Origin of the sequence: Streptomyces sp. NPDC046197, from assembly GCF_040646295.1 — a bacterium.
Classification (GTDB): domain Bacteria; phylum Actinomycetota; class Actinomycetes; order Streptomycetales; family Streptomycetaceae; genus Streptomyces.
Map to the genome: position 1 here is coordinate 209376 of NZ_JBEYZY010000004.1, position 20965 is coordinate 230340.

Consider the following 20965-nt stretch of genomic DNA (forward strand, 5'->3'; position numbering starts at 1 on the left):
CGCGCGTGGGGATCAAGAGGCGGCACTGGGCGTTGGCGGCGGCACCGCTGGCGCTGGCCCTGCCGGCGGTGACCGGCTGTGAGAGCACGCCGGGAGCCCCGGCAGCGGAGCCGACCGCTGCGGCGTCCACGTCCGCGTCCCGATCCGTGGCCCGGGTGTGCGCCAACCCCGCGGCCGGGCCGGCGAAGGCGCCGGCGGGCGCGGTGACGGTCGACCCAGCGGTGGTCGGTGACCTGGCAGCGAAGACCAGGAGCAGCCCTTCGAACACCACGTTCTGGCTTCGACCGGGCAAGCACAGGCTCGAGCGAGACCGCTACGCCCAGGTCATCCCCAAGAAGGGGGACCGCTACCTCGGCGCGCCGGGTGCGGTGCTCGACGGCCGGAAGATCAACCAGTACGCGTTCGGCGGTACCGCCCGCGATGTCACCATCCGCCACCTGACCGTGCAGGGTTTCGTCGCGCCGCAGGACGAGGGCGTGGTCAACCATGACTCGGCCGACGGGTGGGTGATCGAGCACACGGCGATCCAGTACAACTCCGGCGCCGGGCTGATGGCCGGTGACGGCCAGCAGGTCCGCGCCAGCTGCCTGCGCGGCAACGGACAGTACGGTATGAACGCATACAAACCCACCGGCCGTATCGGCGGCTTGGTGGTCGAGGGCAACGAGATCGTGGGCAACAACACCGGCGACTGGGAGCGGCGGCGGAAGGGCTGCGGCTGCAGCGGAGGCGTCAAGTTCTGGGCCGTCAACGGCGCCGACGTACGCGGCAACTGGGTGCACGACAACCGCGGAGCCGGGTTGTGGGCGGACACCAACAACAACGACTTCCGCATCGAGAACAACGTGCTCGAGGCCAACGACGGTGCCGCGCTGATCTACGAGATCAGCTACAACGCGGTCATCCGGGACAACACGTTCCGGCGGAACAACTGGGTCGAGGGCCGCAGGGAAGCGGACCGCGGCGACAGCTTCCCGTTCGCGACCATCTACGTGTCCGAGTCCGGTGGCGAACCACGGATCCGAGCCCGCACCAACAAGATCGAGATCTACCGGAACGTGCTGGAGAACAACTGGTCCGGGATCACCCTGTGGGAGAACGCCGACCGGTTCTGCAACAGCCCGGCCAACACCTCGTCCGGTGACTGCACCCTGCTGGTGCGGGACACCGACCGCTGCGCGAAGCCGGCGATCGCCAGGGCACCGCTCCACGCCGACTGCCGGTGGAAGACCCAGCGGGTGGACATCCACGGCAACCGCTTCGTGCTCGACAAGTCCGTCGTCAAGTGCACGGAGAAGTGCGACCGCATGGCGGTGCTGGCCAACTACGGCACCTATCCGGACTGGTCGCCGTACCAGGGTGAACAGGTGGCCGACGCGATCACCGAGAAGCAGCACAACCGCTGGCACGACAACGTCTACGTCGGACCATGGACGTTCGTCGCCCACGACCCGAGCCGGATACTCGACTTCGGGCAGTGGCAGGGCGCTCCGTACCAGCAGGACGCGGGCAGCACCCTCGACCCACAGGCCGGTGGTTGAGATGGATGGGGGCCTGACGCGCGGTGGGCTGCCGGGCGGACCGGACACGGCGGGAACGCAGCCCGGCGCCGAACCGCGCCCTGCCGGCACACCGAGGATCGTCGGGATCGTCTGGGGGCTGCTGGTCCTCAACACGCTCGGCTCCGCCGGGGCGAAGACCATCGTCCCGCTGCCCCGCTCCCTCATCCAGATGGTCACCATGGGCGCGCTGGTCGCCGCGTTCGCGCTGGCGCTCGTGGTCAATCCCCGGCTGCGCATCCGGTCCAGCGCCTACGTGTTCCTGCTCACCCTGCTGCTGGTGATGAGCGTGATCTCCAGTGCGAACCTGGAGTCCGGGTTCGGCGCGCTGTTCCGCTGCTTCCGGCTGACTCTCTTCGTCGGCACGCTGTGGCTGCTCAGCCGCTGGTGGGACGGCGGCCTGACGTTCGTCCGGCACCACATCCGGATGTACTTCGCGGTGCTCGGATCGGTGGCCGCCGGCCTGGTCGTCTCACCGGGCGCGGCCCTGCCCGATCTCTACGGCGGACGTCTGGTCGGCGCGTTGTGGCCGCTCACCCCGCCGCAGATCGGGCAGTACGCAGCGGTGATCATCGGGCTCACCGTGCTGCTCGTTCTGGGCCGCCGGACCGACAGGGCCGGCGCCGCGGTGGTCGTCGCGCCGTCATTCGTGCTGCTCGCGCTGACCCATACCCGGACGGCCACGCTCGGCCTGTTCATCGGGTTGGCGTTGGCGATCGGCTCGCTCATCCTGACCAGCGCCGCAGCCCGCCGGTTCTTCACCTGGGCGGTGCTGTGCGCCGTGGTGGCCGCGGTGGGATTCGCCTCCGCGCTGCAGGCGTGGTTCCTGCGCGGACAGAGCAAGGAGAACTTCTCCAACCTCACCGGTCGGGCCAAGGTCTGGGACGCCCTGCTGGCTGCGCCCCGGTCGACCTCGGAGACGTTGTTCGGCGTGGGCCTGGGCGACAAGTCGTTCGGCGGGCTGCCGATCGACAACAGCTGGCTGGCCGTCTACAACGAGCAGGGTCTGATCGGCGTCACCCTCGTCGCGTTGATCATCATCGTGCTGGGCGGCGTCGCGTTGCTGCGGCCACCGTCGCTGCAGAGGGCCTGCGCGATCTTCCTGATCAGCTACTGCGCCATCGCGTCGTACACCGAGGCCGGTCTTGGCGACGCCTCGCCGTATCTGCTGCATCTGGCCCTGGCCGCCTCGCTGCTGGCGGCACCTGCCGAGGCCGCTCGCCTCTCGACGCCCGAAGTCCCTCGACGACACATCCCGCGCTGGGCCCGTAGATCGGAGGTGACCTGAGCATGCACGGCGTTCACGTCCTGGTGGTGCACAACCGCTACGCCTCGGCGCAGCCGAGCGGGGAGAACAGGGTCGTCGACCAGGAGGTGGAGCTGCTGCGCGCGGCCGGCCACCGGGTCGAGGTGTTCGAGCGGCGCAGCGACGACATCGCCGCCCGTTCCCTCCTCGGCAAGGCCGCGGTGCCGTTCCTCGTGCCGTGGAACCCGGCGGTGCGCGCGGAGCTCGCCGCCCGGCTGCGCACCGAGCGGCCGGACGTGGTGCACGTCCACAACGTCTTCCCGCTGCTGTCGCCCGCGGTGCTTGCCGCCTGCGCCGACGCCGGTGTGCCCGCCGTCGCCACGCTGCACAACTACAGCCAGGTCTGCCCTCCGGGAACGCTGCAGCGGGACGGCCGACCCTGCACCGAGTGCGTCGGAGCGGCGCCGCTGCCCGCCGTCCGGCACGGCTGCTACCGGAACTCCCGCCTTGCGACCGCGCCGCTCGCGGTCAGCCTGTCGGTCAACCGGCGGCGGTGGTGGTCCGGCGTGGAGCGGTTCTTCTGCATCTCCGCGGCGCAGCGCGACGTCCTGGTGCGGGCCGGCATGCCGGCCGAGCGGCTGGCGGTGAAGCACAACTTCGTGCCCGACCCGGGCACTTGCCGAGTAGGCGGGGGAGAGCATCTGCTCTATCTCGGCCGGCTCGCGCAGGCCAAGGGCGTGCGGCTGCTCATGGCCGCGTGGGACGAGATCGCGGCGAGCGGCGGTGTGGGCGTCCCGCTCGTGATCGCCGGCGCGGGGCCACTGGAGCGGGAGGTGACCGCCTGGGTGGCGGCCCGGGACGATGTGCGCTACGTCGGCCTGTTGGACCCGGCGGAGTGCCGGAAGGCCGTCGCGCGGTCGGTCGCCGTGGTGGCTCCCTCGACGTGGCTGGAGGCGTTCGGCCTGGTGGTCGTGGAGGCGATGGCGGCCGGGGTCCCGACCGTCGCCGCTGGTCACGGCGCCTTCGTCGAACTCGTCGAGGACGGCGTCACCGGGCTGTTGCACCAGCCGGGCGAGCCCGCCTCACTCGCGTCCTGCATACGCCGGATCGCGGCCGAGCCGGCCCGCAACCGGGAGATGGGCCAGGCGGCCCGGCGCGGCTACGAGCAGGGATTCAGCCCGGCCGTCGGCCTTGAGCGCCTGGTGGAGGGGTACCGCACCGCGATCGCGGGTCGGTCCGGCGGCGGGGACATCGTGCCGCCGACAGGAATCGGAAGCACTGGCTCGCGGCGGGGGGCCCGCGCGAGCAGGGATGGGGAAAGTAGATGACACGATGCCGACTCTGCGGCTCGGCGGCGCTGGCGAGCGTCGTCGATCTTGGGGCGACCCCGCCGTGTGAGAGCTTTCTCGCCGCGGACCAACTGGACCAGCCGGAACCGGCGTACCCGCTGCACCTGCGGGTCTGCACCGACTGCTGGCTCGCTCAGATCCCTCCGCTGATCACGCCGGAGGAGACGTTCACGCAGTACGCGTACTTCTCCTCCTACTCGACCTCCTGGGTGGAGCACGCGCGCACGTTCGTCGCCGACGCCGTACAGCGGCTGGGTCTCGGCCCCGACGCCTTCGTGGTCGAGGTCGCGAGCAACGACGGGTACCTGCTGAGGCACGTGGTGGACCGCGGGATCCGCTGCCTCGGCATCGAGCCCTCGGTGAACGTCGGCGCCGCGGCGCGGGAGGCGGGTGTGCCCACGCTCACGGAGTTCCTGGACCCGGCCACCGGCGCCGACGTCCGCGCCGAGCACGGCCCGGCGGACCTGGTCGTGGCCAACAACGTGTACGCGCACATCCCCGACGTGGTCGGGTTCACCCGGGGGCTGCGCGCCCTGGTCGCCGACGACGGCTGGGTCTCCATCGAGGTGCAGCACCTGCTGACCCTGATCGAGGAGAACCAGTACGACACGATCTACCACGAGCACTTCCAGTACTACACGGTCGCGGCCGCGACCCGAGCCCTTGCGAGCGGCGGACTCACGCTCGTGGACGTCGAGTTGCTGCCCACGCACGGCGGCTCCATCCGGCTGTGGGCCCGGCCGGCCGAGGTGGCCGGCGAGCCGACCCGGCAGGTGGCCGATGTGCTGGCCCGGGAGAAGGCCGCCGGGCTGCAGGAGCTGTCCGGGTACACCGAGTTCTCCGCCCGGGTGGCCAAGGTGCGCAGAGATCTGCTGCGGTTCCTCATCGAGGCGGCCGAGCGCGGCGAGACGGTCGTCGGCTACGGCGCCCCGGGCAAGGGCAACACCCTGCTCAACCACTGCGGTATCCGGCCCGACCTGCTCGCGTACACGGTCGACCGCAACCCGTACAAGCACGGCAGGTTCACCCCGGGCACCCGCATCCCGATCCTGCCGCCCGAGCAGATAGCCGCCGACAGACCGGACTACGTCCTCGTCCTCCCGTGGAACCTGCGGGCCGAACTGGTCGAGCAACTGTCCTTCGTGCACGACTGGGGCGGCCGGCTGGTGTTTCCCATCCCGGAACTGAGCATTGTCGAGGTCAAGTCGTGAAGGTCGTTCTGTTCTGCGGCGGTTATGGGATGCGGATGCGCAACGGAGCCTCCGACGACGTGCCCAAGCCGATGGCGATGGTCGGGCCGCGACCGCTGATCTGGCACGTCATGCGCTACTACGCGCACTTCGGGCACACGGAGTTCATCCTGTGCCTCGGCTACGGGGCTCACCACATCAAGAACTTCTTCCTCAACTACGAGGAGACGACGTCGAACGACTTCGTGCTGCGGGGCGGGCGGACCGAGCTGCTGTCCACCGACATAGCCGACTGGACGATCACGTTCTCGCAGACCGGCATCGAGTCACCGATCGGGGAGCGGCTGCGCAGGGTGCGGCATCACCTGGACGGCGACGAGATGTTCCTCGCCAACTACGCCGACGTGCTCACCGACGCCCCGCTGCCGGAGATGATCGAGAACTTCGCCCGGCGCGACGCCGGTGCGTCGATGATGGTGGTACCGCCGCAGTCCTCGTTCCACTGCGTGGACCTGGGCGAGGACGGCCTGGTGGGGGGCATCACCGCGGTGAGCGAACTGCCGCTGTGGGAGAACGGCGGCTACTTCGTGCTCCGCCAGGAGGTCTTCGACCACATTCCGGAGAACGGGGACCTGGTCGCTGACGGATGTGCCCAACTGGCCAAGCGCGGGAGGCTGGTGGCGTGTCAGCACCGCGGCTTCTGGAAGCCGACCGACACCGTGAAGGAGCGGGCCGCGCTCGACGACGCCTACGCCCGGGGCGACCGTCCGTGGGCCGTGTGGGAACGGGACGGCGCGGGGGCGAAGGCCGGAGTGAGGACCGCATGATCCGGCTCAGCGCCGGGCGCCTGGACCGGATCGTCGCGGTCGGCGCGCACTGCGACGACATCGCCATCGGCGCCGGCGGCACGCTGCTGACGCTGTGCCTCGCACGGCCGGGTATCCGCGTCGACGCGCTGGTGCTCTCCGGCGGTGGCAGCGAGCGGGAGCAGGAGGAGCAGGCCGCGCTCGCCGCTTTCTGCCTGGGCGCCGATCTGCGGCTGACCGTGCACAAGCTGCCGGACGGACGGCTGCCCGCACACTGGGAGGAGGCCAAGGCCGCGGTCGAGGAGCTACGCCTGCAGGCCGAGCCGGACCTGGTCCTTGCGCCGCGCACCGATGACGCGCACCAGGATCACCGCGGCCTGGCGAAGCTGATGACCACCGCGTTCCGTGACCACCTCGTGCTCGGCTACGAGATCGTCAAGTGGGACGGCGATCTCGGCCGACCGGCGGCGTACCAGCCGCTGTCGCCCGAGATCGCCGAACGGAAGGTGCGGCTGCTGCAGGAGCACTACCCCTCGCAGCGGCACCGGCCCTGGTACGACCGGGAGGCATTCCTCGGCCTTGCCCGGATCCGCGGCATCGAATGCCACGCGCGCTACGCCGAGGCGTTCGCCGTCACCAAACTCACGCTCAACCTGGGGGGTTGAACCTTGCGCGTACTACTGACCGGACACCAGGGCTATCTGGGCACCGTGATGGCCCCGGTCCTCGCGGCCGCCGGGCACGAGGTCACCGGCCTTGACGCCGGCCTGTTCGCCGACTGCGTCCTCGGCCCGGCACCCGCGGACTTGCCGGGGCACCGGGTGGATCTGCGCGACATCACGGCCGAACACGTGGCGGGCGTGGACGCCGTGATCCACCTGGCCGCGCTGTCCAACGACCCGCTGGGATCGCTGGCGCCGGAACTCACCTACGACATCAACCACCACGCGTCCGTCCGCCTTGCCCGGCTGGCCCGCGACGCCGGAGTGCGGCGCTTCCTGTACGCGTCGACCTGCTCGGTCTACGGCGCCGCCGGCGACCCCGACTTGTCGAACTTGGTGACCGAGGACGCCCCGCTGCGCCCGGTGACGCCGTACGCGGAGTCGAAGGTGCGGGTGGAGGACGACCTGCACGCGCTGGCCGACGGCGACTTCACCCCGGTGTTCATGCGCAACGCCACCGCCTTCGGCTACTCGCCCCGGCTGCGCGCCGACATCGTGCTGAACAACCTGGTGGGCCACGCGCTCCTGTCCGGCGAGGTGTTGGTGCTCTCCGACGGCACCCCCTGGCGCCCGCTGGTGCACGCCGCCGACATCGCACGGGCCTTCGCGGCCGCGCTGACCGCGCCGCGCGAAGCGGTGCACGCCCGGGCGTTCAACATCGGCAGTGAGATCAACAACGTCAGGGTCGCAGAGATCGCCGAGCAGGTCGCCGAGGCGGTGTCCGGCGCGAAGGTGGTGATCACCGGGGAGACCGGTGCCGATCCGCGGTCGTACCGGGTGGACTTCTCCCGGTTTCGCGCCGCGGTGCCCGGCTTCGACTGCGAGTGGACGGTGAAGCAGGGCGCGCTCGAACTCGCCGACGCCTACCGGAAACACGGGCTGACCCGGGAGGACTTCGAGCGGCGCTTCACCCGCCTTGCCGTGCTGCGCGCGGCGTCCGAAGCCGGCACCGTCGACGACACACTGCGGTGGCGCCGATGACCAACGCCGGCGAAGAGATGTACGCGCTGGTCGAGCGTTTGTACCCGCTGTGCCGGAGCATCACCGGTGACGGTGTGCGCGCCACCCTGCAGATCGTCGGCGAGTACGTCCCGCTGCAGGTGCACGAGGTGCCGACCGGGACACAGGTGCTCGACTGGACGGTGCCGCAGGAGTGGAACATCCGGGACGCGTACATCGCCGACACTGCCGGCCACCGGGTCGTCGACTTCGCCGCGTCCAGCCTGCACGTGCTCGGCTACAGCGTGCCGGTGTCGGCGACCATGCCTCTGGCCGAGCTGCGCGGACACCTGCACACCCTGCCGGACCACCCGTCCTGGGTGCCGTACCGCACGAGTTACTACAAGCCGGAATGGGGGTTCTGCCTGGCCCAGGAGACCTTGGACGCGCTGCCGGACGGCGAGTACGAGGTGCGCATCGACTCCACACTCGCGGACGGCCACCTCACCTACGCCGAGCACGTGGTCCCCGGGCAGGTCCCCGACGAGGTGATCGTCTCCTGCCACGTCTGCCACCCGTCGCTGGCCAACGACAACCTGGCCGGCATCGCGGTGGCGACGTTCCTTGCCCGGGCGCTGGCGGAGCAGACGCCGTACTACACCTACCGGTTCCTGTTCGCGCCCGGCACCATCGGGGCGATCACCTGGCTGGCCCGCAACGCGGAGCGGGTGAAGGGGGCATCCCCTGCTCCGGGGGTCCCTCCCGGCCGAAGGCCGGGGGAGGAGCCGAGAGCTGGGGGAAGGGTCAAGCACGGCCTCGTGCTGGCCTGCGCCGGGGACCCGGGCCAGTTGACGTACAAGCAGAGCAGGCGCGGCGACGCGGAGATCGACCGGGTGATGCGGCACGTGCTGGCCGCATCCGAACGCCCGCACCACATCACCGGGTTCACTCCGTACGGCTACGACGAGCGGCAGTTCTGCTCGCCCGGGTTCGATCTCGGCGTGGGCTCGCTCACCCGGACCCCGTACGCCGGCTACCCCGAGTACCACACCTCGGCGGACAACCTGGACTTCGTCTCCCCTCAGGCGATGGCGGACACGCTCGCCGTCTGCCGCGAGGCATTCGCCGTGCTCGACCGCAACCGGCGGTACCTCAACCTCAGCCCCTACGGCGAACCACAGCTGGGCCGACGCGGGTTGTACGACGCGCTCGGCGGCCGCAGCGACACCAAGCAGGCCCAGATGGCCATGCTCTGGGTGCTCAACCTCTCCGATGGCGAGCACAGTCTGCTGGACGTCGCCGAGCGGTCCGAGCTCCCGTTCGACACCGTCGCCGCCGCGGCCGGTGCTCTGCACGGCGCCGGGCTGATCAAGGCATGACGCCGATAACCACCGAGGGGGAGAATCCGCAGACAACGGCGCCACCGGCCGGATCCGCCAAGCGGGCCCTCGTCGGCCGGCTGTCCTGGGGACTGGCCGACCAGGCGGCCTCCAGCATGAGCAACTTCGTGGTGGGGATCTACGTGGCCCGCTCGCTGGGGGTGACCGCGTTCGGCGTGTTCAGCCTGGCCTGGGTGACCTACGGCGTGGTGCTCAACGTCTCCCGCGGACTGGCCACCGACCCGCTCGTGGTGCGCTTCAGCGGCGTGTCGGACGCGTCCTGGCGCGGAGCGGTGGCCCGGTCGTCGGGTACCGCGCTCGGTGTCGGCGCCGCCCTCGGCGCGGCGTCCGTGGTGGCCGGCCTTGCTCTCGGCGGCCGCGTGGGGCCCGCGTTCGCCTGCCTCGGCGTCATGCTGCCGGGGCTGCTGCTGCAGGACGCGTGGCGGTTCGCGTTCTTCGCCGCCGGCACCGGGCGGAAGGCGTTCGTCAACGACGTCGTGTGGGGCGTCGCGCTCGTCCCGGCCATGGTGGTGGCGGCCCGCGTGGGCAGCGTGGCCGGTTTCGTGCTCGCCTGGGGCGTGTCCGCCGCGGTGGCCGCTGCGTACGGCTGCCTCCAGTCCCGCATCCGGCCCCGGATGACCGGGGCGCGCGGGTGGCTTCGCGAGCAGCGCGATCTCGGCTACCGGTACCTGGTCGAGAACGTCAGCCTCAGCGGCGCGAGCCAGCTGCGGGCGTACGGGCTCGGCGCGATCGTCGGGGTCGGCGCGGTGGGTGCGGTGCGGGGCGCCGAACTCCTGCTCGGCCCGTTCCTCGCCGTGCTGATGGGGCTGTCTCTGGTCACCGTGCCCGAGGCGGCACGGGTGCTGCGGCGAGCCCCGCACCGGCTGGGCACGTTCTGCCTCCTGCTGGGCGGCGGGCAGGCCGCCTCCGCGCTGCTCTGGGGCGGGGCGCTGCTGCTGATGCCGGACCGGCTCGGCGAGCTGGTGCTCGGCGGCGTCTGGCACTCCGCCGCACAGCTCATCGTCCCGGTCACCCTCGGCGTCGCGGGCGCGGGATTCGGCACCGGCGCGGCGGCCGGGCTGCGCGCGCTCGGCGCGGCCCGGCACAGCCTGCGCTGCCAGCTGTTCGCCTCCTCCTGCTACGTCGGCGGCGGGCTCGGCGGCGCGGCTGTGTCCGGCACGGTCGGCTCGGCCTGGGGCGTCGCCGCCGCGACCGTCAGCGGCTCGGCCGTGTGGTGGCTGCAGCTGCGGTCAGCCCTGCGCGAGCACCACCACAACCCCATCCCCGAAGTGAGGACCTCATGACCGCCCAACCCAGGCTGAGCATCGGCCTGCCCGTGTACAACGGCGAGGAGTACCTGGCCGAGTCGCTCGACGCCCTGCTCGGCCAGACCTACGAGGACTTCGAACTGGTCATCTCCGACAACGCCTCGACCGACGGGACCCAGGACATCTGCCGCAAGTACGCCGCGCAGGACTCACGCATCCGGTACCTCCGGCTGCCCCGGAACATCGGCGCCACGCCGAACCACAACCGTGTGTTCGCCGAGTCCCGCGGCGAGTTGTTCAAGTGGGCCTCGCACGACGACCTTTACGGCCGTGACCTGCTGCGGCGCTGCGTGGAGGCGCTGGACGAGCGGCCGGACGTGATCCTCGCGCACACCGGGCAGGCGGTCATCGACGGCGCCGGCCAGGTGAAAGTCCCCTACGAGTACGGGCTCGCCACCGACTCGCCGCACCCGCCGGAGCGCTTCCGCAGCCTGCTGTTCGAGCCGGGTGGCGACGACTTCTACGGGGTGATGCGGGCCGACATGCTGCGCCGGGTGAAACCGATGGACAGCTACCACCACGCGGACCGCACGTTCGTCGCCGAGATCACCCTGCACGGTTCCTTCCACCAGGTGCCGGAGCTGCTGTACTTCCGCCGCGACCACCCCACCCGCGCCGAGCGGGCGAATCCCTCCAAGCGCTCGCGGTGCGTCAACCTGGACCCGCGCCGGGCAGGCCCGCTGCACCCGACACCCCGGCTGCTCGCCGAGTACATCCGGGGCTTCGCCTCGGCGATCCGGCGGGCGCCGTTGTCCCCGGCCGACCGGCGCGCGTGCTACCGCCACCTGGCCGCGTGGATGACCAGCCGGGTCCGGCCGGGCGCCGGCGAGCGGGTCGAGGACCGCGCCCCGTTCGACCCGGCCCTGCTCACGGTCTCCGTCGACGCCCTCGTCGCCGGCCGCGAGGGGAGGCGGGCATGACGTCCGCGGACGAAACTCCGGTGCGCGTCGGGGTGTTCGGCCTACTCGGCTCCGGCAACCTCGGCAACGACGGGTCGCTCGAGGCCGTCCTCGGGTACCTCCGCGCCGAGCACCCGGAGGCGGTCGTGGACGCGCTGTGCGGCGGGCCCGAGTCCGTGACGACCCGGTTCGGGATCCCCGCCACGCGGCTGCACTGGAACCGCGCGGAGTACCGGACCGCGTCACGCGCGGGCGCGATCGCGGCGAAGGGTCTGGGCAAGCTCGTCGACGTCTTCCGCACCGCCGCCTGGGTGCGCCGGCACGACGTGGTGATCGTGCCGGGCATGGGCGTCCTGGAGGCCACACTGCCGCTGCGGCCGTGGGGCTTCCCGTACGCGCTGTTCCTGCTCTGCGCGAGCGGCCGGCTGCTGCGCACCCGGGTCGCGCTGGTCAGCGTCGGCGCCGCCGAGATCGGCAACCGGCCCACCCGGGCCCTGGTGCGCTGGTCGGCGCGGCTGGCCGCGTACCGGTCGTACCGGGACGCCCAGTCCCGTGACGCGATGCGGGCGATGGGCGTGGACACCGCGCGCGACGAGGTCTACCCGGACCTCGCGTTCGCCCTGCCGACGCCGCGGGAATGGGGTATCCCCTGCTCGGAGCTTGTCGGAGAGCTTGGGGAAGCGCCCTCGGGTCCGCCGGGCGCGGTCTGCGTAGGCGTCATGGACTTCCACGGCGGCAACGACGACCGCGCCCGGGCCGAGGAGATATACCGGCGCTACCTCGACGGGACGATCCGGTTCGTCCGCGCGCTGGTCGAGGAGGGCAGACCGGTCCGGCTGCTCACCGGTGACGAGTGCGATGCGTCGGTGGTCGCCGCGATCCTCGACACGGTGGACTCACCGCTGGTCACCGCTGCCGAGCCGTCCTCACTGCATGACCTGATGAACGAGATGGCGGCTGCCGACACCGTGGTGGCGATCCGGTACCACAACCTGATCTGCGCCCTGAAGACCGGCACGCCGGTGCTCGCACTCAGCTATGCGGCGAAGAGCGACGCGCTCATGGACCGGATGGGGCTGGGCGCGTACTGCCATCCGGCGCGCGAGGTCGACACCGACCGGCTGCTCGAGCAGTTCCGGGCGCTGGAGAAGCGATCGGCCGAGCTGCGGCAGACCCTCACGGAGCGGAACCTGGCCGCCGCCCGGCAACTCCAGCACCAGTTCACCGCTTTGACCGCGGCCCTGTTCCCGGCGGCCGACCACGCCCACGCCATGCGGGAGGCTCCATGAAGGCGACCGAAGTCCCGGAGATCTTCGGTGCGTATCTGTTCGAGCCGACGCCGTACGCCGACCAGCGCGGCTTCTTCTGCCGCACCTTCGACGCCGACGTGGTCCGCTCGGTGGGCCTCGACCCGGACGCCTTCGTCCAGGACAGCGTGTCCCGCTCGGTCCGGGGCGTGCTGCGCGGCCTGCACCTGCGCTCCGGCTCGGGCGAGGCCAAGCTGGTGCGGTGCTCGTACGGGAGGATCTTCGACGTCGTCGTGGACCTGCGGACGGACTCGCCGACCTACCGCAACCGGGCCTTCTTCGAGCTGTCCGACGAGACGCAGACGACCCTGTACATCCCGGCGGGGTGCGCACACGGCTTCCAGGCGCTGACCGAAACCGCCGACACCTCGTACCGGATCGACCGCCCGCACGATCCGGCCGAGGACGTGACGATCGCCTTTGACGACCCGGAGCTCGCCATTCCCTGGCCGCTGCCGGTCACATCGATGTCCCAGCGGGACCGGGAGGCGCCGAGCCTCGCCGAAGTCCTGCAGCGACAAGAGAGCTGAGGTTGGCGTGGACACCGAAGACACCGGCGAGTTCCTCCTGCCCCGGTCGCGGCTGGCGAACGAGCGGCTGCACGCCATGATCCCCGGGGGCGCGCACACCTACGCCAAGGGCGACGACCAGTACCCCGAAAACCTGGCCCCGGTCATCAGCCACGGCCGCGGTGCCCACGTGTGGGACGTCGACGGCAACCGCTACATCGAGTACGGCTCCGGCCTGCGGTCGGTCAGCCTCGGCCACGCCCATCCACGCGTGATCGAGGCGGTGCGGCGGGAACTCGACCGCGGCAGCAACTTCGTCCGGCCGTCCATCGTGGAGGTCGAGGCCGCGGAACGCTTCCTGGCCACGGTGCCGACCGCCGAGATGGTGAAGTTCGCGAAGAACGGCTCGGACGCCACCACCGCCGCGGTGCGCCTGGCCCGCGCCGCCACCGGGCGCCCGCGGGTGGCCATCTGCGCCGACCATCCGTTCTTCTCCGTCGACGACTGGTTCATCGGCACCACGCCGATGTCCGCCGGTGTTCCGGCGGCGACCAACGAGCTCACCGTGACGTTCCCCTACGGGGACCTGGCCGCCACGGAGGAGCTGCTCATCCGGTACCAGGACGAGGTCGCCTGCCTGATCCTCGAACCCGCCACCCACAGCGAGCCTTCCCCAAGTTCTCAACTTCGTTCGAACAGGGGAGACCCCACTGCCGGGTACCTCGCCGGCCTGCGCGAGCTGGCCGACCGGTACGGCTGCGTACTGATCTTCGACGAGATGATCACCGGCTTCCGCTGGTCCGAGGCGGGCGCCCAGGGCCTGTACGGCGTCGTCCCCGACCTCTCCACGTTCGGCAAGGCGCTGGGCAACGGATTCGCCGTCTCCGCGCTGGCCGGGCGCCGCGACCTGATGGAACGGGGCGGGCTGCGTCACTCCGGCGACCGGGTGTTCCTGCTGTCCACCACGCACGGTGCGGAAACGCACTCCCTGGCAGCCGCGATGGCCGTGCTCACCACCTACGTCGAAGAGGGCGTCACCCCGCGGCTGCACACCCTCGGCGAGCGGTTGGCCGCCGGTGTCCGCGACGTCGCGGCCGGCATGGGCGTCGGCGACCACATCGTCGTCCGAGGCCGGGCCAGCAACCTGGTCTTCGCCACCCTCGACGAGAACCGGCAGCCGTCGCAGCAGTACCGCACCCTGTTCTTGCGCCGGCTCCTCGCGGGCGGAGTGCTGGCCCCGTCTTTCGTGGTGAGCAGCGCACTTGACGACGCGGACATCGACCGCACCGTCGACGTGGTGGCCCAGGCATGTGCGGTGTACCGGAAGGCGCTGGACGCCGCTGACCCCACCCCGTGGCTGGCCGGGCGACCCGTGAAGCCCGTGTTCCGCCGCTTGGCGTGACGAGACGTGACGTCAGCGGCGCTCCCGCCGACCGACGTCGGCCATCCGGTCGGCGATCCCGTCGACCAGCCACGCGGTCGCCGGAATCACCGCCAGCGCGGTGCACCAGCCGCCGAGGACGTCGGTCGGATAGTGCGCGCCCAGGGCGACCTGCGCCCAGCCCATGGCGGCGCCGGCAACCAGCGCCGCGGCGAGCACGAGTGACGTGCCGGCCGTCCTGCCGAGGCCGAGTCGGCCGGTGGCGAGCAGCGCCATCACGAGGGCGAGCGCGGTGAGGAAGGCGGTGTGCCCGCTCGGGTAGGACAGGTGCCCGCCGTGGATGGTGCGTCCCACCAGGTGCTTGAGCAACGTCGCCGTTCCCACGGTCATGCCGACGCCGGCAACGATGAGCACCGCTGCGCGAGGACGCCGAAGCAGCAGGCAGCCCGTCACGGCGGGCACGACCAGCGTCGCCGCTCCCACGGGCTCCCCCAAGAAGTCCATGGCCAGAGCGACGTACCGCCACGGCTGCCGCAGACTGTCCGCCGTTGGCCGGATGATCCACCTGTCCACCACGCCGGGCTCGCCGTGGCCGGCGTACAGGACCCCGAGCGCGACGACCACCAGCGCGGCGAGGGCCGCGATCGGCCCGAGCCACGGGCGCAGCGACGGGTGCAGCACCGCGGGCGCCGGTCGGCCGGTCACACGTTCACCGTGTCCGGTCGACCTGCGGTAGTGACCGCCGGGCCGACTTCCAGGTCTGCCAGGTGATCCAACGCGAGCCCCCCCGTCGTGTCCGATTCACCCTCCGGTTCACCCTCCACCGGCCACAACCGCCCCGCGGACACCCGCTCCTGGCCTGTACGCCTCCGCACGGAGCCGTCAGCACCCTAACCACAATCCGCGCGCGGCAAACCGCCGTGCAGACAACCGACTTGAGGCTCTGGAAAACCCCGAGCTTCTGCGCCGAGTACGACACGAGAAGGTTCTTCGTCTCACGCTGGTCCAGCCGTCGCACCGCCGTCGACCAGCGTGAACGTGCCTCGGCCGCGACCGCCCGGCCGGCGCCCCGTGCATGGTCCGGATCTCGCGCGGCGGGGCCGACAGGACGGCACGGTTCAACCGTCCGTCCACCCCCGACCGTCGCTTCCCGGCTCCCCGCCCGGCCGGAGCATCTGGCTCGCAGCCAGCTCGCGATAGAGGGCACTGCCGGAGAGCAACTCCTCGTGCAGTCCACGGTTCGGATGCAGCGGCGAGGCCGTCGCCGCTGCATCGAGCAGCGCCGGGCGGGCCATCCGTTCGGCTTCCGGAGTCACCCAGTCGAACAGGCGCGGGGCCATGCCCCAGCCGAGACGCGTCGCGACGGGCGAGGGGCCACGCAGGTGGCCGGCAGCGTCGGCGAGCCACTTCCCGTACGGCCGTGAGTCGGCGAGAGCGCGGACCGTGCCGCCGAGCGGCCACTGCCACAGCGCCCGGAACCCCCGCACCTGACGCAGGGCGAACAGCGGACGGGTGCGCAGCAGCCGGTGGTAGTACGCCTCGGAGCACCATGCCACGTGGTCGCCGCCGATGCCGGTCAGGTGCAACCGGCTGCCGCGTGCGGCGAGAGGGGGCAGGTGGTGCAGGACCCAGGAGCGGTCCATGATGCCGATGGTGGGCTCGTCGAGAAGGTCGTCGATGCCGAGCAGGTACTCGTAGACGAGCGGCGAGGCGTCGGCGTCCCAGACGACGTGCTCGACGTCCGGGAGGTGCCCGATCGCCCGCTCGGCCCAGTTCAGGTCGGTGTCCGCCGGATCGCGTCCCGGCCATGTGCTGGCCACCACGCGGGCGGGGGAGCGGTCGGCCAGGAAGCAGACGGAGGTCGAGTCCAGGCCGCCGGACAGGTCGCAGCTCACCAGGCCGCCCTGACGGGTACGCGCGTCGACGGCCTCCTCCAATGCCTTCCGGATCAGCGGCGCCGCTTCGGCGAGCCGCCGGACCGGCTCCGGCGGCGTTCACCACCGGGTGTGCCGTACGGCGCGTCCGTCCGCGGCGACGACCATGGCGTCCTGTGGAGGAACGGCGGTGATCCCACGCCACATCGACGTCTCGAACAGCGGATACGGGGTCGGCCACAGCAGCCTTACGGCCAGTTCCTCCACGTCGGGGTCGAGGCCCAGGACGGTGGCGAGGGTGTCGGCCCGGGTCGCGGCCACCCGCACGCCGTCGATCTCCGCGTGGAAGACGAGTCGCAGTCCGCAGGCCGTGCCCTGCACTCTGATGCGTCCGTCGAGGGCGCCGACGAGATGGAAGCTGCCGGGCAGGGAGCGGGCCAGTGTGTCGAGTTCCGCGATATCACGCAACCATGCGGCCCGGCGCCGCAGTTCGTCGGCGTCGATCGGGCAGCAGCCGACCACGGCGACGGAAGCGCCGCCGGCGTGTGCCGCGAGGACCTCGTCGTCGTGCCAGTGGCCGACCAGCCAGGGCCGGCCCGACGCATGCGTGAGGGTCCGGCTTCCAGGGCGGGCGAAGGAGCGGGCCACGGCGGCCGCGTCCGCACGGTCCGCGAAGACCGCGAAGTGCGCGTCGCCGGAGCCCGTCCCCGCACTTTCGTGCAGTTCAGTCATGACGTCGGGTCAAGGACCGCCGGTCGTCAGTTCTTGCTCAGGATCAGCCGGTCGTTGCCGGCGCGCCCGAGCAGCCCGGTCTCCTTCCGGAAAGTGCCGAGCCCGGACGAGCGTCGGTGCCTCGTAAGCCTTCTTCATGACCACTCCTCACATGCAGGTTTCCGACCACTTCCCTTGACCGACGGCCCGGGCTCGTCGGGAGCCCGGGCCAGGAAGCGGCCGCAGCACATAGCTAGCTGCGGAGCGTGAGGCCAAGACAAGAGACCTAACGAAGGTCGGGTAATGTGCAGAATTCGAATTGCTTGGGTTGTGCACCCCTCTCGTCCTGACCGTTTCCAGTGCCGCATCGGTGTGCGATCCGGGTGTGCGCATGCTCAAATAAACGTTTTGACATGCTGCCTGGCAGTTGGTCGCCGCGCTTGCCGGACGCGCCTGCCGACGGCCGCGGACGGGCGGCGCCGGGTGCTCCTCGCCCCTGGACGTGCTCCCTTTCATGTCGCTCCACTTCGAAGTGCGCCCCGGACATTTCACCGGCGGCCATCTGCAGGCGTGGTGCAACAACGAGCGCACATGGTCAGCAGCCGGCGGCCGGCAGGAGGGCGAGACTCCGGCTGAGGACGTTGATGCGGCTGCCTACGGCATGCAGGAGCGAGACCGGGCGGACTCCGCTCCCAATGGGCCCAGCGGAAGGCGCCTGCCGGGCAAAGGCCCAGGTCAGGCGCCATTCTTCGGTGTCTAGAAGAAGCCCAGCCTCTTCGGCGAGTACGACACCAGGAGGTTCTTCGTCTGCTGGTAGTGCTCCAGCATCATCTTGTGGGTTTCGCGTCCGATCCCGGACTGCTTGTAGCCGCCGAAGGCGGCGTGGGCCGGATAGGCGTGGTAGCAGTTCGTCCAGACGCGGCCCGCCTGGATGGCGCGGCCCGCACGGTAGGCGGTGTTGATGTCTCGGGTCCACACACCGGCGCCCAGCCCGTAGAGCGTGTCGTTGGCGATCTCGACGGCGTCCTCGAAGCCGTCGAAGGACGTCACCGACACCACCGGTCCGAAGATCTCCTCCTGGAAGATCCGCATGCGGTTGTCGCCCTCGAAGATGGTCGGCTGGACGTAGTAGCCGCCCTTCAACTCACCGTCGTGCTCGATCCGTTCGCCGCCGGTGAGGACCCGTGCGCCCTCCTGCCGGCCGATGTCGAGATAGGAAAGGATCTTCTCCAGCTGGTCGTTGGAGGCCTGGGCGCCGATCATCGTGTCGGTGTCGAGCGGGTGTCCCGGCTTGATCAGCTCGGTCCGGGCGACCGCCGCCTCCAGGAACTCCCCGTAGTGGCCGCGCTGGACCAGCGCCCGGGACGGACAGGTGCACACCTCGCCCTGGTTGAGCGCGAACATGGTGAAGCCCTCGAGCGCCTTGTCGAGGAAGTCGTCGCGGTGCGCCGAGACGTCGTCGAAGAAGATGTTCGGCGACTTGCCGCCAAGCTCCAGCGTGACCGGCTTGATGTTCTCCGAGGCGTACTGCATGATCAGCCGCCCCGTCGTCGTCTCGCCCGTGAACGCCACCTTGGCCACCCGCGGGCTGGAGGCCAGCGGCTTGCCCGCCTCCACACCGAAGCCGTTGACGATGTTCACCACTCCCGGCGGCAGCAGGTCCGCGATCAGGCTCATCCAGTAGTGGATGGAGGCCGGGGTCTGCTCGGCCGGCTTGATGACCACCGCGTTGCCCGCGGCGAGCGCCGGCGCCAGCTTCCACGTCGCCATGAGGATCGGGAAGTTCCAGGGGATGATGTGCGCGACCACCCCGAGCGGCTCGTGGAAGTGGTACGCCACCGTGTCGTCGTCGATCTCGCCGAGCGAACCCTCCTGCGCCCGGATCGCGCCCGCGAAGTAGCGGAAGTGGTCGATGGCCAGCGGAATGTCGGCGGCCAGCGTCTCGCGGACCGGCTTGCCGTTCTCCCAGCTCTCGGCGACCGCCAGCGGCTCCAGGTGCTCCTGCATGCGATCGGCGATCTTCAGCAGGATGTCGGAGCGCTCGGTCACCGAGGTCCGGCCCCAGCCCGGAGCGGCCGCGTGCGCCGCGTCCAGCGCTCGCTCCACGTCCTCCGCCGTGCCGCGCGCGATCTCCGTGAACGGCTGCCCGTTCACCGGCGACGGGTTCTCGAAGTACTGCCCTCGGGCCGGTGGCACGTACTCGCCGCCGATGAAGTGGTCGTAGCGCGCCTGGTAGGAGACGATCGCGCCCTCGGTGCCGGGCGCCGCGTAACGGGTCATCCTGGTCTGCCTCCCTCGGTGGCACTGCCCGCCGTTGGGCAGCCCTCGGCATGAAGCTAGGGAGGGCCACGTTGCAACGACGTTGCGCGGACGGGGCGCGGGTGAGTCGGCCGGGCACGGTCAGCGGGCTGCGGGACGGGACCATGGGGCCGGCGCGGCGAGTTCCGCCTCCAGCGCGGCCAGACGTGCCCGGACCGACGCCGTCGGCCGTACGGCGGCGAGGGCCCGCCAGACCTCGAGGTCGTCGTCACCCCAGGGCGCGTGCGCCCAGTCGGCCAGGAGGTCGGGGTCGCGACGGGCGATCAGCGCGCTGCGCAGCCCGTCGGCCAGGCGCTGCCGGAGCCGCACCACCGACGGGGCCTGGGAAGCGGGCAGCAGCGGCCCCGCGTACGCCGCAGCGGCAGCCGCTACCGCGCCCGTCTGCAGTCGCCGCTCCACGACGGCCACGTCCGACGCGACGGGTCCGGTGAGCCGGTACGGCCGCGACGCCAGCAGGCCCGGACCGAGCAGCCTGCGCAGCCGGGCCAGTTCGGCCCGCAGGGTCACCGGCGTGACCGACTCGTCCTCGTACAGCGCGCACAGCAGCTCGTCGCCGGTCAACCCCTCCGGATGGCGGGCCAGCAGCACCATGATCTCGCTGTGCCGGCGGCTGAGCCTGATCCTGCGGTCGCCGACCACCAGATGCGCCTCGTCGCGTCCCAGAGCCGTCAGCTCGGGTGTGTCGGCGGCGGGCCGACGGGGTGGGAGCAGCGCCAGCTGCGTCTCGGCGGCCCGCGCCACCGCCTGCACGAAGCCGAGGCTGTGCGGATGCGCCAGACCGTCCCCGCCGGTGATGTCCACCGCGCCGAGCACCCGCCCGGTGCGCGGATCGTGCACCGGGGCCGCCGCGCACGTCCACGGCTGGACCCGCCGGATGAAGTGCTCCGCCGCGAATACCTGCACCGGCCGGTCGACGGCGACCGCCGTGCCCGGTGCGTTGGTACCCACGGCGGACTCGGCCCACCGTGCGCCCGGAACGAAGTTCATCCGGCCGGCCTTCTGCCGTGTCGCCCGATGGCCCTCGACCCACAGCAGTCTGCCGTGCGCGTCGCACACCGCGAGCAGATGCTCCCCGTCCGCGGCGAACGTGCCGAGGAGCTCCCGGAACAGCGGCATCACCGGTGCCAGTGGATGCTCCGCCCGGTACGCGCCGAGGTCACCGTCCGACAGTTCGACACTCGCGGTGCCGTCCGGTCCGACGCCGGCCCGGGCGGAACGCCGCCACGAGTCGGCCACCACCGGGCGTACGGGGCGTGGCACCGTGCCCACCGCGGTGAAGGTCTCGTGTGCGCGGCGCAGCACCCGTACACGCTCGGCAGGGTCGGCCCCCGGCTCCAGGGCCACCCAAGGATCGGTCAACTCGGCCTCCCGGACGGCGATGCGGCTGAGGACATCGTCACTCCGGGTGTGCGCGCGGACAACCTCTTCGACCGGGCTCGTCCGAACG

At 71.3% G+C, this 20965-nt stretch carries 16 protein-coding genes and 1 pseudogene; 13 read left to right on the forward strand and 4 right to left on the reverse strand.

Annotated features, from left to right (window positions below; genetic code table 11):
• Positions 1-5: 5 nt before the first annotated feature.
• Genes AB0A61_RS07985 through AB0A61_RS08045 form a run of 13 tightly spaced genes read left to right on the forward strand, consistent with a single transcriptional unit; the run spans position 6 to position 14635 of the window.
• The gene (locus tag AB0A61_RS07985) at positions 6-1541 is read left to right on the forward strand and encodes a right-handed parallel beta-helix repeat-containing protein (protein WP_361287887.1); all 1536 of its coding nucleotides are present in this window, start codon (positions 6-8) and stop codon (positions 1539-1541) included.
• Position 1542: 1 nt separating this feature from the next.
• The gene (locus AB0A61_RS07990; protein ID WP_361287890.1) at positions 1543-2847 is read left to right on the forward strand and encodes an O-antigen ligase domain-containing protein; all 1305 of its coding nucleotides are present in this window, start codon (positions 1543-1545) and stop codon (positions 2845-2847) included.
• Between the two features lie 2 nt (positions 2848-2849).
• Positions 2850-4133, forward strand: a complete 1284-nt coding sequence (locus AB0A61_RS07995; protein ID WP_361287893.1) for a glycosyltransferase — start codon at positions 2850-2852, stop codon at positions 4131-4133.
• Positions 4130-5365, forward strand: coding sequence for a class I SAM-dependent methyltransferase (locus AB0A61_RS08000; RefSeq protein ID WP_361287896.1), 1236 nt, complete (start codon positions 4130-4132; stop codon positions 5363-5365). The genes AB0A61_RS07995 and AB0A61_RS08000 overlap by 4 nt, the downstream gene beginning before the upstream one ends.
• Positions 5362-6171, forward strand: coding sequence for a glucose-1-phosphate cytidylyltransferase (locus AB0A61_RS08005; protein ID WP_361287899.1), 810 nt, complete (start codon positions 5362-5364; stop codon positions 6169-6171). Before AB0A61_RS08000 ends, AB0A61_RS08005 begins: the two co-directional genes overlap by 4 nt.
• Positions 6168-6815 carry a PIG-L deacetylase family protein gene (locus tag AB0A61_RS08010; RefSeq protein ID WP_361287902.1) on the forward strand — a complete coding sequence of 216 codons (648 nt, stop codon included), beginning with the start codon at positions 6168-6170 and terminating at the stop codon, positions 6813-6815. Before AB0A61_RS08005 ends, AB0A61_RS08010 begins: the two co-directional genes overlap by 4 nt.
• Before the next feature lie 3 nt (positions 6816-6818).
• Positions 6819-7853, forward strand: a complete 1035-nt coding sequence (locus AB0A61_RS08015) for an NAD-dependent epimerase/dehydratase family protein (protein ID WP_361287905.1) — start codon at positions 6819-6821, stop codon at positions 7851-7853.
• Positions 7841-9190 carry a DUF4910 domain-containing protein gene (locus tag AB0A61_RS08020; protein ID WP_361287907.1) on the forward strand — a complete coding sequence of 450 codons (1350 nt, stop codon included), beginning with the start codon at positions 7841-7843 and terminating at the stop codon, positions 9188-9190. Before AB0A61_RS08015 ends, AB0A61_RS08020 begins: the two co-directional genes overlap by 13 nt.
• Complete coding sequence (locus AB0A61_RS08025) at positions 9187-10494, forward strand: hypothetical protein (RefSeq protein WP_361287910.1); 1308 nt, start codon at positions 9187-9189, stop codon at positions 10492-10494. Before AB0A61_RS08020 ends, AB0A61_RS08025 begins: the two co-directional genes overlap by 4 nt.
• A complete protein-coding gene (locus AB0A61_RS08030) occupies positions 10491-11438 on the forward strand; it encodes a glycosyltransferase family 2 protein (protein WP_361287913.1) in 948 nt (315 codons plus the stop codon). Before AB0A61_RS08025 ends, AB0A61_RS08030 begins: the two co-directional genes overlap by 4 nt.
• A complete protein-coding gene (locus tag AB0A61_RS08035) occupies positions 11435-12706 on the forward strand; it encodes a polysaccharide pyruvyl transferase family protein (protein ID WP_361287916.1) in 1272 nt (423 codons plus the stop codon). The genes AB0A61_RS08030 and AB0A61_RS08035 overlap by 4 nt, the downstream gene beginning before the upstream one ends.
• Positions 12703-13254: a dTDP-4-dehydrorhamnose 3,5-epimerase gene (gene rfbC, locus AB0A61_RS08040; RefSeq protein WP_361287919.1), complete on the forward strand. Its 552-nt coding sequence runs from the start codon at positions 12703-12705 to the stop codon at positions 13252-13254. The genes AB0A61_RS08035 and rfbC overlap by 4 nt, the downstream gene beginning before the upstream one ends.
• A 7-nt stretch (positions 13255-13261) precedes the next feature.
• Positions 13262-14635 (forward strand): glutamate-1-semialdehyde 2,1-aminomutase, encoded by a 1374-nt coding sequence (locus AB0A61_RS08045; protein ID WP_361287922.1) that lies wholly within the window; start codon positions 13262-13264, stop codon positions 14633-14635.
• 12 nt (positions 14636-14647) lie between these two features.
• Here the strand turns inward: AB0A61_RS08045 and AB0A61_RS08050 are convergent, their stop codons facing one another.
• The 4 genes and pseudogenes from AB0A61_RS08050 to AB0A61_RS08065 all read right to left on the reverse strand — a co-directional run bounded on the left by AB0A61_RS08050 (position 14648) and on the right by AB0A61_RS08065 (position 20877).
• Positions 14648-15319, reverse strand: a complete 672-nt coding sequence (locus AB0A61_RS08050) for a phosphatase PAP2 family protein (RefSeq protein WP_361287925.1) — start codon at positions 15317-15319, stop codon at positions 14648-14650.
• Between the two features lie 413 nt (positions 15320-15732).
• Positions 15733-17220 (reverse strand): annotated as a pseudogene (locus tag AB0A61_RS08055) (asparagine synthase-related protein).
• Between the two features lie 735 nt (positions 17221-17955).
• Positions 17956-19479: an aldehyde dehydrogenase family protein gene (locus AB0A61_RS08060; RefSeq protein WP_361287928.1), complete on the reverse strand. Its 1524-nt coding sequence runs from the start codon at positions 19477-19479 to the stop codon at positions 17956-17958.
• A 120-nt stretch (positions 19480-19599) separates the two neighbouring features.
• A complete protein-coding gene (locus tag AB0A61_RS08065; RefSeq protein WP_361287931.1) occupies positions 19600-20877 on the reverse strand; it encodes a GAF domain-containing protein in 1278 nt (425 codons plus the stop codon).
• Positions 20878-20965 lie beyond the last annotated feature (88 nt).

Bases quoted from the DNA above. Each gene is read 5' to 3' on its own strand.
- AB0A61_RS07990 (WP_361287890.1), top strand. From the start codon at position 1,543: ATGGATGGGGGCCTGACGCGCGGTGGGCTGCCGGGCGGACCGGACACG.
- AB0A61_RS07995 (WP_361287893.1), top strand. From the start codon at position 2,850: ATGCACGGCGTTCACGTCCTGGTGGTGCACAACCGCTACGCCTCGGCG.
- AB0A61_RS08000 (WP_361287896.1), top strand. From the start codon at position 4,130: ATGACACGATGCCGACTCTGCGGCTCGGCGGCGCTGGCGAGCGTCGTC.
- AB0A61_RS08010 (WP_361287902.1), top strand. From the start codon at position 6,168: ATGATCCGGCTCAGCGCCGGGCGCCTGGACCGGATCGTCGCGGTCGGC.
- AB0A61_RS08025 (WP_361287910.1), top strand. From the start codon at position 9,187: ATGACGCCGATAACCACCGAGGGGGAGAATCCGCAGACAACGGCGCCA.
- AB0A61_RS08030 (WP_361287913.1), top strand. From the start codon at position 10,491: ATGACCGCCCAACCCAGGCTGAGCATCGGCCTGCCCGTGTACAACGGC.
- AB0A61_RS08035 (WP_361287916.1), top strand. From the start codon at position 11,435: ATGACGTCCGCGGACGAAACTCCGGTGCGCGTCGGGGTGTTCGGCCTA.
- rfbC (WP_361287919.1), top strand. From the start codon at position 12,703: ATGAAGGCGACCGAAGTCCCGGAGATCTTCGGTGCGTATCTGTTCGAG.
- AB0A61_RS08060 (WP_361287928.1), bottom strand. From the start codon at position 19,479: ATGACCCGTTACGCGGCGCCCGGCACCGAGGGCGCGATCGTCTCCTAC.